Genomic DNA, 13,417 nt, shown 5'->3' on the forward strand with positions numbered 1-13,417 from the left:
TAACACATGAAAAAGAACCCACGCTCCAAATAAGGAGTCATGGGTTCCGAAGGTCCAGACGATTATCGTCTCATGAAAAAGCCGAGCAGCTTCTCCGTCTCCGGATCGAATACGATCGTGAGCGGTCCGATCAACGCGTCCTGATCCGTGCTGTAATAAACGGCGATCAGCTTGCCGCCGGCCGCCTTGATCTCTTCGACGCGCTTCTTCTCGGCGTCGCCAGCAGGCATCAGTCCGGCGCTGTCCGGATCGATGACGGCCACCTGGGCTTCATTCTTTTTGGTCAGCAAGTGCGGCATCTGCTCCTTCGGCACGAGCTTCCAGGCGATCTCGCGGTAAGCCGCGATCTGCTCGGCGGTCGGCTGTTCCTCCAAAATGACGAGCGTATCGATCGGCGCGGCCGCGCCTTCGGCGGCCGTCGGGCCGTAATAAGCCCGCACCGGCGTGCCGGGCTTGATCTGCGTCCAATCGGCAGGCCGGCCTTCCTTGTCGACGAGGCGCGTTTCCTTGCCGGACTGAAGCGCGAGCACGGGCGTATCGACGCCGTCCTTCAATTCGGAGAATTGGATCTTCCAGCCTCCGTCCGCCTTTTCAATGGAATAGACGGCCGATTCCTTGACGAGCCGTTCGGCCGTTACGGTGACGGAAGCTGCATGGGATTGGCCGGGATAGCTCATGGCGATGACCGGACCGTATTCGGCGACGATGTGCATGCCGGCTTTCAAATCGCCGACCGCGATCGCCTTGCCGTCCGCATCCGCGATCTTCGTCTTGGCGTCTGCCGTCAAGATGATCCAGGGATTAAGCCCGGTGCCGAGCACTTCGAGCCTGACGCCGCCGTCCGCTGTCGCGGTCGCGCTTGCCACAACGCCCGAAGTCATCACGTAGTCGGCCGTTTCCGTCGGCGCGTCCTTGCTCGTCAGATCCAGCTGCTTGTGATTCCAAGAGACGCCGTAGCCGAGCGCGTCCGCCGCATCCCGCACCGGTATATAAGCCTTTCCGTCGATATACACCGGATGAAGCTGCGTCTGTTCGCCGTTCACCGTGACTGAAATATCGCCGCGGAGCTGGCCGGTCACTTTCTCGACGAGACCCGCCGCGCTGGCGCCCGTCGCGGCGAGAAGCCCGGCCGCGGTCGCGAGAATGATCCATTTTTGTTTTTTCATAAAGATGCTCCCTTCTGAACGCGCGATGTGTAGTGATCAAGCCTTTGCATGGTCACTGACGCGCCTTCGCGTCCAAAAGTTACACCCCTTGAGCGGTTTCGCCCATTTTTTTTATAAAGATATATCCAGATCCCGGGCCACGGATCGGATATAACGCGCCGCTTCCTCGCCTTCTTCGGGCGTATGCAGATGCTCGACGATGAGCGACGTATCCGGGTCCAGCTTGTTTAGCTCGCTTAGAAAGGTCCGATAATCCAACGCGCCGCGGCCGGGCACGACCTCGTCCAGATGCACCGTCAGCTTGCCGGCCAGCTTGATGTCCTTGGCATGGCAATTGCGGATATACGGGCCGAGCTTGGCGAAAAAGTCGCGGATCAGGTCGCCATTGTTATAGTAGATTCTCGGGCTCGAGATCATGTTGACCGGATCGAAATGGACGGCGAACGCCTGACGGCCGATCGCTTTCAAGAGCGCGAGGTACGTATCGGCGGAATCCGGAAAAATCCACGGCATCGTCTCCAGCGCGAAAAACGTGCGCTTCGGCCGCACCGCGTCGATAATCTCGCGTACGGTGTCTACGATAAGCGCGAAGGTATCGTCCGAAAAGTTGTCCGGATGCGGCCCGTCCCATTGTTCGCCGCGGGATCCGGCGATATTGACGCAGCAGCGCGCGCCGACCGTATCCGCGAGCGCCAGCCGCCGTTTGCAATGAGCCAGCGCCTCCTGCCGTACCGCCTCGTCGGCGCTGATCGGATTGCTCCACGCGCCCACCTCGGAGATCGTAATATCGTTCGCTTCCGCGGCTCGCACGTATGCGCGAACGACTTCTTCTGACGTATCGGTCAAATCGGGACAGACGGCGGAACGGTATCCGCCCTTAAGCACCTCGTTCACCCACGATTCAGGTGTGCTCGTATCTCCGAAAAGCTGGCTCCCCAATCGCATGCTTTACATCCTCCCCGGTTCGTTTTCGAATGGCGCTTCGTTCAATACGACTGCCTTAAGCAGCGTGTCGTCGCCGCCCATCACCTTGCCGAATTCGGACGGCAGGTCCGCGAGACGGAAGCGGTGCGTCACGAACGCGAGCGGGTCCAGCTCGCCCGCGACCGCCATCCGCTGCAGCTCGGCGCCGTCCTCCATCGTAGAATACAGCGATCCGACGAGCGTGAGATGCTTGTGGATGAGACGGCTAGAGTCGAACGCGAACTTCGCGCCTTCCCCGATCGTGACGATCGTGCCGCCGATCGCGATGTGCTCGAAGATGAGATCGTAGGAAGCCGCCTTGCCCGAGCAGTCGACGCCGTATCCGAAGCCGGAATCGCCGGAAAACGCGCGCAGCCGCCCGGCTGCGGCCTCGTCCGGAGAAACGGCGATCGATGCGCCGAGACGCAGCGCGGCCTCTCTGCGCGCGGCGATCGGATCGACGGCCGCCGCGATGGCGCCCTTCGCCTTGCACAGCGCCACGGTCGCGAGGCCGATCGGTCCGCAGCCCGTCACGAGCACGCTGTCGCCTGCGCCGAGATGCGTTCGCTTCAGCGCCGAATACGGCGTACCCCAGTTATCGAACAGCAGGGCGCCCTGCTCGAAGCTAATTGCGGGATCGAGCGGCAGGCAGTTGCACGCAGGCACCGCCATCCGTTCGGCGAAGCCGAAGCCCATATGAACGAGCGGCGCGCCGCCGCATCTCACGAACCGTCCCGCGCGGCATTGGTCGCATTCGCCGCAGCCCTTCACGTTGTTGACGGCAACCCGGTCGCCCGGCTTGAAGCCGGTCACGCCGGCGCCGGTCCTGACGATCACGCCGGCGGCCTCGTGCCCGGCCACGTAATCGCTCGGCGTTTCGACATGCCAGAACCATTTATCCGATCCGCAGATGCCGCAGGCTCTGGTCTCGACCAGCACTTCATCGGGTCCGGGCTCGGGATCTGCGCGTTCGACGACGCGCAGATCTTGCGGACCGAATGCTTTGACCGTTTTCATCGGGCATTGAACCTCCCCTATCTCATTGTGCGTAAAAGTCACATCGGTGTGAACGCGCGTTTACGGTTACGTTGATTATTATAGCAGACGGTTGACGTACTTCAAACCCGCGCCGCCTTCGGCAAACGACGATTCGAAAACCGTTGATCTAAGTACGTACACACTCACACCGGCGAATCCTCGCCAATTATCGCTTTATCGATCTGCGCGGACACCTATGCGACTACTCTCTTAAGCAGCAAAAAGTCCCTTCTCGGCAAGAAGAAAGGGACTGAATTGCGGAATTATTCTATTACTTCGCCCGCCTCGTAAACGTCCAGCGCAGCCTGAACGGCCGCGCCTGCCTTGATCTTCGCTCCGTGCCGCGCCAGCGCGGCCTCGAACGCGCCCAGCAGCCGCAGCACGTTGTCCCTGCGGCAGCTGTAGCCCATCGTGCCGATGCGCCAGATCCGTCCCTTGAGCGGGCCGAAGGAGCTCGCGATCTCGATGCCGAACATCGACAGCAGCATCGCGCGCACGGACTCGCCGTCGATGCCTTCGGGAATTTCCACGCACGTAACGACCGCCATTTTGCGAGACGAGTCGCCGTAAAGACGAAGCCCCATCGCTTCCAACCCCGCGACGAGCGCGGCCTCGTGATGACGATGCCGGGCCCAGCGCGCCTCGAGCCCTTCCTGCAGCACGATGCGCAGCCCTTCGCGCAGCCCGTAAAGCATGCAGGTCATCTCCGTATGATGATTCAGCCGCGCGGCGCTCCAGTAATCTTGCAGCTGGCCCAGATCCAGATAGTTGCTCTGGATAAACCGGCGCCCTTCCGCCGGTTCAAGGTTCGCCATGCCGGGGGCGCGCAGTCCCCGCTCCACGCGCTTGCGCGCGAGAATCTTCGCTTCGGCGCGCGCGTTGTAGGTGATCGGCGCCATGCCCGACGGCACGGACAGGCACTTCTGCGTCCCGCCGACGACGGCGTCGAGCAGCCAGGCGTCCGTCTCGACGGGCATGCCGCCGAGCGTCGCGACCGCGTCGACGACGAGCAGCGCGTCCGTCTCGCGGCACGCCGCGCCGATGCCGTCCAGCGGCTGCACGCGCCCCGTCGACGTCTCGCCGTGCACGACGGCGACGAGCTGCGGCCGCTCCCGCCGGATCGCGTCCGCGATAACCGCCGGCTCGAACGCGCGGCCCCATGCCTGCTCCAGCGTCACGACCTCGGCGCCGCATCGCTCCGCGATCTCGTGCAGCAGATGGCCGAACCGCCCGTAGATCGGCACCAGCACCTTGTCGCCGGGCTCGATCAAGCTCGTCAATACCGCCTCGATGCCGGAGCGCGACGTGCCGTCGACCGGGTACGCCCAACGGTTGTCGGTCCGGAAGACGAGCCGCAGCATCTCCATCGTGTCGTTCATGAGCGCGGTGAATTCGGGGTCGAACTGGCCGAGGATCGGATAAGACAGCGCGCGCAGCACGCGTGGATCGACCTCGACCGGGCCCGGCGTCATGATCGAGCGGGGCGAGGGTGACAATTCAGCGTAAGCTCTCATGAAAATCTACTCCTTGTAGGCCAGATCATACAAAACGGAGACTAGCACGGCCGCTCCTTCGGCAAGCTGCTCGGGCGACGTGTATTCGTCGGGCGAATGGCTCATTCCAGCGCGGCTCGGCACGAATATCATCGTTGTCGGACAAAGCGGCGCCAGCAGCTGCGCGTCGTGACCGGCGCCGCTGACCATGCGATGATACGACAGCGACAGCCCGGCGCAAGCCGCCTCGACGCGGGCGGTCAGCCGCTTGCTCATCGGCACGGGCTTGGTCGCCAGCCAAGGCGTCACGGCAAGCCTAAGCCGGCGCCGGTCCGCGATCCGCTGAATCTCGCTGAGCACGAGATCGGAAAAGGCCGAGAGGCTCCATTCGTCCGAATGGCGGATATCGAGCGTCATCTCGACGAAACCGGGGATGACGTTCGGCGTATTGGGGCGCGCTTCGAGCTTGCCGACCGTGGCTACGAGCGGCTCTCCCCACGACGAGGCGAGCGACTCGAGCTTAAGCGCGATCTCCGCCGCGCCGGCGAGCGCGTCCTGGCGCAGCGTCATCGGCGTCGTGCCGGCATGGTTGGCCGCGCCCTCGATCGAGAGCGAATACCTGCGCTGTCCGACGATCGTCTCGACGATGCCGATACGCCGGTTGCGATGCTCGAGCACGAGCCCTTGTTCGATGTGCAGCTCCACGAAAGCCGCGAGCGGCGGGAGCCGGCAGTCCGGGCCGTCCGCGCGACCGAAGCCGGAGGCTCCCATCGCCTCCTCTAGGGAAACGCCGTCCTCGTCTTTGTAACCGCCGGCATGCCGCCAATCGTAAATGCCGGTCGCATTGCCGGAGCCCCAATAAGCGATCGGAAACCGGCTCCCCTCTTCCTCGCAAAAGGAGACGACCTCGAGCGGCCGCAAGGGCTTGCCGTACGTCCGGCGCAAAAAGCCGAGCGCCGCGATGCCGGCGGCGATGCCGTAAGCGCCGTCGAACTTGCCTCCGTGCCGGACCGAATCGATATGCGAACCGGTCAGCACTGCCGCTTCGCCGCCCCGTTTCCCCGGGAGGCGTCCGTATAAATTGCCCACGTTGTCGTATCGGACCGCTAATCCCGCTTCCTCCATGCGGACGGCCAGCGCCGCCTGCGCGCTGAGCCAGGAGACGCCGTACAGCAGCCTCGTGACGCCCGGATCCTCCGGATCGTCGGAATGGGCGGCCATCTCGTCCAGCAGCGCCATGATCTCGTTTTTTAAGTCATCGATCGGAATTTCGGACAGGCTCATCTGATTTCACCCTTTCCTCGGCGGGCTCAGTTGTTCGCCGCAGCCCGCTGCAACGATGCCCTCGTTCAGCGAATAAACCAGCAGTCCGCGCACGAACGTGTTCACGACCCTGCAAGAGAACCTTCTTCCGATATAAGGACTGTGACGATGTCTTTGGTACAAATCCTCGCGCTCGAGCGTATAGGCGGCCGCCGGATCGACGATCGCCAGATCGGCGTCCAGGCCGACCGCGATCCGTCCTTTTCGGCCGTCGAGCCCGAAACGCCGCGCGGGACCGTCTGCGAGCAGCTTGGCGATGACCGGCAGCGGAAGCCCGCGCTTCACGACGCCTTCGTCCAGCATCAGCTCCAGGCTGCTCTGCGCGCCGGCGATGCCGCCCCAGGCGCTCATGAACGTGCGGCCCTCCATCGACTTCCAAGCCTCCGGCGAAGGGGAGTGGTCCGAGGCGATCACGTCGATCAAGCCAGCGGCGACCTGCTGCCATAGCCGCTCGCGCCGCGCATCGTCGCGCATCGGCGGCGCGCATTTGGCGGCGGGGCCGATCCGCGCCATGTCCCGGTCGCTCAGCGCGAGATAATGCGGGCATGTCTCGGCCGTGACGTCGAGCCCCTCGCGCTTCGCCCGGGCGATCAGCTCCACCGCCTCCGGGCTGCTCATGTGCACGAAGTGCAGGCGGCAGCCCGTCTCCCGCGCGAACAGCAGCGCGCGGCTCACGGCCTCGAGCTCCGCCACGATGGGCCGGGAGGCGATGAAGTCCGCCGCGTCCGTACGGCCTTCGGCGGCTGCCTTCGCCGCGAGACGCGAGGTGATCGCGTCGCTCTCCGCGTGAAGGCCGAGCAGACCGCCGAACGAAGCGATCGTCCGCATGCCCTCCAGCAGCGTCACGTCGTCGACTTCCCTGAATCGGTCCTCCGTCTCTCCGCCCGGATCGGACAAAAACGCCTTGAAGCCGGCGACGCCGGCCTCGTGAAGCGGCTTCAGATCGTTCGCGTTGCCCGGCACGAGCCCGCCCCAGAACGCGTAGTCGACGCTCGACACGCCCGCCGCGAGGTCGGCCTTCATCCCCAGCGCCTCCGCGTTCACGGTCGGGGGCAGACCGTTCAGCGGCATGTCGATGAACGTCGTGCAGCCGCCCGCCGCCAGCGCCGCGGAACCCGACGCGAAGCCCTCCCAGTGCCCCATGCCCGGCTCGTTGAGATGCACGTGGGCGTCCACCATGCCCGGCAGCACCCATTTTCCCCGCGCATCGACGAGCTTGGCGTCCGGGCCTGCGCGAAGGTCCGCGCCGATCGCGGCGATTTTCCCGCCCCTTACGCCGATGTCGAGGTATGCCGCTTCATCCGGCAGCGCGACGAAGCCGCCCTTGACGATCAGGTCGTAGCCATCTCCCATCTCCTATCTCTCCTTCCGTCGAACCGCCATTCAACTGCCCCGGTACGTGCTGTAACCGCCCGGCGAGACCAGCAGCGGCACGTGATAATGGCTCGACGGCTCCGATACCTCGAATCGAATCGGCACCTGGCTTAAAAAAAACGCATGCGCATTCCCCCGAAAATAATCGCCGACGCCGAACAGCAGCTCGTAGGTCCCTTCCGCTAACCGATCGCCTTCCAGCAGCGGAGCGTCAAGCCTGCCTTCCTCGTTCGTGAAAGCTTCCCCGAGCAGCGTCCGCGCCGTCAAGCCTTCGCCTATGCCGAACAACTGAACGCGCATGCCTGCCGCAGGGCGCCCGATCGATGTATCGAGCACATGGGTCGTCAGTTTGCCGCTCATCCGAGCCGCCTCCCCTCTATTCGTCCGCCAGCAGATCCGCGAGCCTAAAGCCCGTGATACGCGAGATTTGCGCGAGCGCTTCCGACAGCTCCCGCTCCGCGTCATGGTTCGCGCGCGTCCGCATCGCTTCCAGAATCTCTTCCTTGCCTTTGCCCTTTACGGCGAGAATAAACGGAAATCCGAATCGCTCCACGTACGTCTTGTTCAGGTTCGTAAAGATCTCGTACTCCTCCGCCGTCAAGCGGTCGAGCCCCGCGCCGGCCTGCTCCGACGCCGAATAAGGCGTGACGGCGAGCCGCGTCCCGAGGTCCGGATGCGCTCTTAAAAACGCGATCAGCCGATCCTTCGGCGAACCGCGGACGACGTCCATCATCGCTTCGTGCAGCGCGCCGACCGACGCATACGGACGCCCCGACCAAGCAGACTCCGCTACCCAGGGCGAATGCTCGAACACGCTGCCAAGCGCCGCTGCGAACTGCTCCCGGTCAAGCTCGTTTATGACCGACAACGACATTTTTCCGTCCCTTGCGCCGCTCATTTCCAATACCCCTCGTGGACCGCCACGACCTCTAGCTCGATCTCGGGAAAAGGCCCGACGACCTCGATCGGCTTGCGGCCTCTGGCCAGAATGTCCCGGCAGGGCATGTCGAGCGTCAGATTCTGCTCGTCGTCGCCGGTCAGCTCGGCCAGCCGATGCTCGGAGATGCCGTACACGACGCGTCCGACGTTGCCCCAATAGATCGCGCCCGTGCACATCGCGCACGGCTCGGCCGTTGAATACAGCGTGCTGCGCCACAAAAAATCCTTCGGATATTCGAGCGAGGCGCGCTGCATGAGCGATGTCTCCGCATGGCCGGTGCAGACGCGACCGGTAATCTCGACGTTGCCCTGCTCCATGAGGACGTCGCCGTCGGGACCGACCAACACGCAGCCGAACGGCGTATTGCCCGCGGCCCGCGCCTTGCGCGACACTTCCACGCATTTGCGGATGTAAAACAAATGAAGCTCCTTCTCGTTACCGTTCATCCCGTTTGCTCCTTTTTCAGCTCGATCGCTTTTTTGACCGCCCGCCAAATGCCCCCGTAACCGGTGCACCTGCACAGATTGCCCGATAGCGCCTCCTCGATATCCGCGTCGCTCGGCGAAGGATCGTTCGCCAGCATCGCGGTGACCGACACGACCATGCCCGGCGTACAATAGCCGCACTGGTAGCCGCCTTCCTCGAGGAAGCACTGCTGGACCGGCGTCAAGCCGCCTTCGGACAAGCCCTCGATCGTCGTGACCGATTTGCCCTCGCATTGATAGGCCATCGCCAGGCACGAATTGACCGCTTTGCCGTCCACGAGCACCATGCAGGCGCCGCAGCGCCCCATCTCGCAGGATCGCTTCGTGCCGGTGAGGCCGAGATCTTCGCGCAGCACGTGCAGCAGCCGCTTCGACGGCGGGACGTCCAGCACAGCCTCCCTGCCGTTAACGTTGATGTTAAGCTTGGCGGAAGGATCCGCCGATATCGGCGCTCTCTCGATCATTTCGCTCGCCTCCTTAATTGAAGCGGATCGGTTCCTGCAGCAGGGCGGGATCGATCGGCAGCTTGCTCGCGCGTTTGCCGGTCGCCTGATAGACCGCCTCCGCTATAGCCGGCGCCAATCCCACGGAGCCCAGCTCGCCAAGCCCGCGCGGCCCGTGCTCGTCGCCTTCGGGGAGCTCCTCGATCGCGTCCACCGTCACGGCTCCGTTTTGCTCGACGATCGTCGGCACGAGATAGGTGTCCAGGTTTTTAGTCAAATAATGCCCGCCGCTCATAACTGCGTCCTCCGTCAGCGCGAAGCCGAGCGCCATGCTGCTTCCCCCCTCGATCTGGCCGAGGTAGCCCTGCGGATTAACGACAGGACCGGCGGCGACGGCATGATATTGGTCGACGACATGGACGCGCCCGGTCAGGGTGTTAACTTCAACCTCGACAGCCACGGCGGAGTACGAATACATATAATGCGCGCCGACCCGGTCGACTGGCGACGTCGGATAACTGAAGTGCGTCTGCGCCGCGATGGGCTGCCCGGCGGCCCCGGCGAGCGCGGCGTAGCTTAAGAGCAGCCGGCCGTCCTTAGCGCCGCGGATGCCGTCTTCGCCGATCGCCAGCGTTTCCGCGGGCAGCGCGAGCGCGCGGGAAGCCGCCTCGAGCAGCTTGCCGGCGAACGGGCCGCGGAGCCGGCGCAGCGATTGCCACATCATGCTCGTCGCCCGCGAGGCGGTCGTGGAGCCGCTGTCGGGGACGACGTCCGTGTCCCCGATCGTGATGACGATGTCGCGCTCGGCGAAGCCGAACATCTCGATCAGCATCTGCATGAGCGAAGCGATCAGTCCCTGGCCGAACTCCTCGTAGCCGAAAAAGGCCTCGATTTTGCCGTCGCCCCGCAGCTGCAGCCGTCCGCCAGCAGGATCGGGGATGCCGACGCCGAGTCCCGCGGCGTGCATAACGTAGGCGGCGCCGATGCCTCGTTTTAACCAAGGCGCGGACGGCGCCGACGCAGGCGGCTCGCTTCTTCTTCGCCAAAGCGCGCTTCCCTCGAGCGACGCCCATACCTGGCCGGCGCCGCCCGTCACCGAGATCGGCTGCCCGAGCGGGCCGGGATCCTCCGCTCGCCGCAGATTGCGGCGCCGAAGCTCCCAAGGGTCCATTCCGAGCAGCGCGGCCAGCCGGTCGAGCTGTCCCTCCAGCGCGAAGATCGCCTGGTTGCCGCCGAAGCCTCTGAACTCGCCCGACATCCCGTTGTTCGTGAAGGCCGATACGGTGTCCACGTCGACAGCCTTGAAGCGGTACGGACCGACGACATGCTCCGTCGCGAAGTTCAACACCTCCGCGCCGAGCGTCGAATAAGGCCCTTTGTCGGCAATGACGTAAGCCCGGTGCGCGACGAGCCGACCGTAGGCGTCAACGCCCGTCTTCATCGTAATCTTCATCGGATGGCGCTTGAGGCCGGCGCGAACCGACTCCCACCTCGAGTTGTGAAGCTTCACGGGACGGCCGGTCGCCAGCGCCAGGAGGGCGCCGTACGGCTGCACGTTCAGCTCGTCCTTGCCGCCGAACGAGCCGCCGATCGGACTCGACACGACGCGGATGTCCTCCTCGGGCTTCGCCAGGATGCGGGACAGCTGCATTCGGTCCATGAAGCCGTGCTGCGTCGGGGAGTATGCCGTGAGCCTGCCGTCCTCGCCAGGCACGAACAGGCCGCCTTCGGTTTCCATATACGTGTGCATCTGCCGGGGCGTGGAATAAGTCTCCTCGACGATATGCGCGGCTGCGGCAAAGCCGGCCTCGATATCGCCGAACTTGTACCCGTTGCGATGGAACACGTTGCCTTCTTCGTACAACAAGGGCGAATCGCCCAGAATCGCTCGCTCGGGATCGTCCACGACCGGCAGCGGCTCGTAATCGACCTCGATCGCCGCCAGCGCGAGCTCCGCGAGCTCGTCGGACTCCGCGGCGACGGCCGCGACGGCGTCGCCGATGAAGCGGACGCGATCCTCGCAGAAAACCGGATAGTCGGGGCGGGCGATGCCGAAGCGGTTGAGCCCCGGGACGTCCTTCGCGGTGAGCGCCGCGTGCACGCCGGGCAGCGCCAGCGCCTTCGACACGTCCACGCTGCGGATGTACGCGTGGGGATGCGGACTGCGGAGCACCCGGCCGATCAGCATGTTCGGCAGCGACAAGTCCGTCAGGTATTCCAGCTCGCCCGTCACTTTGCCGGGGCCGTCGGGACGGATGCGCCAACGGCGGCCGCTCGTATCTCGGTTCAGCAGCACGGCTCCCCCTCCTCTCCGGACGCTCGGGCATCGGAGCCCGCCTTCCATAACGCGGCCGCGACGAGATTGGCCGCCGTCATCCGACGGTAGGCTTCCCCGACGAACGGATCCGGCTTGGGCGCGTATTCTTCGTTGACCGCCGCATGCAGCGCCGCGAGCAGCGCCGCGTCTGGCACCCGGCCCAGCGTCAGCGCTTCGGCGGCCGCCAGGCGCGCCGGAATCATCGTACCGCCGCCGGCCGCGATGCGAATGTCCGCGACCGCGCCGCCTTCGTCGAACGCGACGTTCAGCGCCACGTTCACGACCGGCGGGATAAACGCTTCCCGGCGGCCGGCTTTATGAAAAGCGCAAAAGCGCCTTGTCTTCGAAATCATGGATACGCCCAAAAAAGCGGAAGGCAGAATCGCGAGCAGCAACCCCGGCGCGCCGCTTATGCCTTCGCGCTCCCGGTCCAGCCAAGCCGACAGCGGCTCGGAATGCGTGCCGGCATCGTTCAGCCACAGCAGCTCCGCATCCAGCGCGAGCAGCGCGGTCGCCATATCTCCCGTACGGGAAAGGACGTTGCCGCCGATCGTCGCCAAGTTGCGCACCGCCGGCGCCGCGATGACGCGCGCGGCTTCCTTCACTAGCGGGAAGTCCGCGGCGAGGCCGGGATGGCTGCGGCACTCCGCGAGCGTCGCCAATGCGCCGATTCGCCAGCCGCGGCCATCCTCGTCCGAGCGTCCGATGCCGGTCATATCCGCTATGCCGGACAGATCGATGAGATGCGCGGGGAAAGTGACGAGTCCGGCTTCCCACTGCGTGCGCAGCAGCGTGCCGCCGGCGACGAATACCGCTCCTGCGTCAATCTCTTGTTTCAGATGCCAAGCTTCGCGCGCGCAAATCGGATGCCAGACGTAGGGAGACCGCAGAAGCGCTTCGTGCGAATGAGCCATGGCGTTCTCCCCCTTTTTCGCGACTAGAATCGCTGTTCCCGGATATAAGGCAGTCCAAGCGACTGCGGCGTGCCTGACAGCTTGTTGCGGCTGCGCCAGCCGAGATACATGAGCACGAGGATCGTGACGACGTAAGGAATCATCTTCAGAAAGTAAGACGGAATCTCGCTGCCGATCAGCTGGATCTTGAAGCCGATCGTGTCCATCGCGCCGAAAAAGTAAGCGCATAGCAGCGCGCGAACCGGATTCCACCTGGCGAAAATGATGAGCGCGACGGCGATCCATCCGCGGCCGGCGGTCATCCCTTCGGTCCAAGTCGGCGAATAGGCGAGCAGCATGTCGGCGCCGGCCAGGCCGATTAGGATCGTGCCGGCGATGACGTAGCCGTAACGGAACGTCTGCACGCGGATGCCCATGACGTCGGCAGTCGCCGGATTGTCGCCGATGGCGCGCAGATGCAGTCCCCAGGAGGTGCGGTGAATAAACAAATGCAGGACGACGACAAGCGCGAAGCTGAACCAAGTGAGCACGTTCAAGTGACCGAATACGTCGCTTAAAAAAGGCACGCCGTCCAAGAAGTCCAGGTCGAGCTTCGGCACCGAGCCCGGTATCGGGGTGCCCGCGACCGACTTGCCCAGATAGGCGCTGAGTCCCGTGCCGAACAGCGTCATCGCGAGGCCGCTCACCGTCTGGTTCGCCCGGAGCGTCACCGTCATGAAGGCATGGACCAGTCCGAGCGCGATGCTGATGCCGGCGACCGCGAGCAGCGCGAGAGGCAGGCTGCCCGTATGGATGAACGTCATGCAGGAAATGACGGCGCCAAGCAGCATGATCCCTTCCGCGCCGAGCTGAATGATGCCGGAGCGTTCGATCAGGATGCCGCCGAGCGCGGCGAACAGCAGCGGCGTGCCGGAAGAGATCGCGGCGATGACGATCTGCGTGAAGGTGTCCATGTCGATCT

The 13,417-nt window shown here is 64.4% G+C and carries 13 protein-coding genes; all 13 read right to left on the reverse strand.

Going from position 1 to position 13,417, the window contains the following annotated elements:
- Positions 1 to 62: 62 nt before the first annotated feature.
- Positions 63 to 1,166 carry a stalk domain-containing protein gene (locus tag BM235_RS27250; RefSeq protein WP_090117415.1) on the reverse strand — a complete coding sequence of 368 codons (1,104 nt, stop codon included), beginning with the start codon at positions 1,164 to 1,166 and terminating at the stop codon, positions 63 to 65.
- Between the two features lie 111 nt (positions 1,167 to 1,277).
- Complete coding sequence (locus BM235_RS27255; protein WP_090117416.1) at positions 1,278 to 2,111, reverse strand: sugar phosphate isomerase/epimerase family protein; 834 nt, start codon at positions 2,109 to 2,111, stop codon at positions 1,278 to 1,280.
- Between the two features lie 3 nt (positions 2,112 to 2,114).
- Positions 2,115 to 3,146 carry a zinc-dependent alcohol dehydrogenase gene (locus tag BM235_RS27260; protein WP_090117417.1) on the reverse strand — a complete coding sequence of 344 codons (1,032 nt, stop codon included), beginning with the start codon at positions 3,144 to 3,146 and terminating at the stop codon, positions 2,115 to 2,117.
- 284 nt (positions 3,147 to 3,430) lie between these two features.
- Positions 3,431 to 4,681, reverse strand: a complete 1,251-nt coding sequence (locus tag BM235_RS27265; protein ID WP_090117418.1) for a pyridoxal-phosphate-dependent aminotransferase family protein — start codon at positions 4,679 to 4,681, stop codon at positions 3,431 to 3,433.
- Between the two features lie 6 nt (positions 4,682 to 4,687).
- Entirely contained in the window at positions 4,688 to 5,944 is a 1,257-nt protein-coding gene (locus BM235_RS27270; protein WP_090117419.1) for a Zn-dependent hydrolase, read from the reverse strand.
- Between the two features lie 6 nt (positions 5,945 to 5,950).
- Positions 5,951 to 7,336 carry an allantoinase AllB gene (gene allB / locus BM235_RS27275; RefSeq protein ID WP_090117420.1) on the reverse strand — a complete coding sequence of 462 codons (1,386 nt, stop codon included), beginning with the start codon at positions 7,334 to 7,336 and terminating at the stop codon, positions 5,951 to 5,953.
- Positions 7,337 to 7,366: 30 nt separating this feature from the next.
- Entirely contained in the window at positions 7,367 to 7,717 is a 351-nt protein-coding gene (gene uraH / locus BM235_RS27280; RefSeq protein WP_090117421.1) for a hydroxyisourate hydrolase, read from the reverse strand.
- A gap of 16 nt (positions 7,718 to 7,733) precedes the next feature.
- On the reverse strand, positions 7,734 to 8,255 hold the full coding sequence (uraD, locus tag BM235_RS27285) for a 2-oxo-4-hydroxy-4-carboxy-5-ureidoimidazoline decarboxylase (protein WP_199408941.1): 522 nt from the start codon (positions 8,253 to 8,255) through the stop codon (positions 7,734 to 7,736).
- Entirely contained in the window at positions 8,252 to 8,743 is a 492-nt protein-coding gene (locus BM235_RS27290; protein ID WP_090117422.1) for a nucleoside deaminase, read from the reverse strand. Before BM235_RS27290 ends, uraD begins: the two co-directional genes overlap by 4 nt.
- On the reverse strand, positions 8,740 to 9,246 hold the full coding sequence (locus BM235_RS27295; protein WP_090117423.1) for a (2Fe-2S)-binding protein: 507 nt from the start codon (positions 9,244 to 9,246) through the stop codon (positions 8,740 to 8,742). The genes BM235_RS27290 and BM235_RS27295 overlap by 4 nt, the downstream gene beginning before the upstream one ends.
- 13 nt (positions 9,247 to 9,259) lie before the next feature.
- A complete protein-coding gene (pucD, locus tag BM235_RS27300; RefSeq protein WP_090117424.1) occupies positions 9,260 to 11,521 on the reverse strand; it encodes a xanthine dehydrogenase subunit D in 2,262 nt (753 codons plus the stop codon).
- On the reverse strand, positions 11,512 to 12,456 hold the full coding sequence (locus BM235_RS27305; protein WP_090117425.1) for an FAD binding domain-containing protein: 945 nt from the start codon (positions 12,454 to 12,456) through the stop codon (positions 11,512 to 11,514). Before BM235_RS27305 ends, pucD begins: the two co-directional genes overlap by 10 nt.
- A gap of 23 nt (positions 12,457 to 12,479) precedes the next feature.
- Positions 12,480 to 13,409 (reverse strand): ABC transporter permease, encoded by a 930-nt coding sequence (locus BM235_RS27310; RefSeq protein ID WP_090117426.1) that lies wholly within the window; start codon positions 13,407 to 13,409, stop codon positions 12,480 to 12,482.
- Positions 13,410 to 13,417 lie beyond the last annotated feature (8 nt).

The sequence above is a fragment of the Cohnella sp. OV330 genome (assembly GCF_900112065.1).
Lineage (GTDB): Bacteria > Bacillota > Bacilli > Paenibacillales > Paenibacillaceae > Cohnella.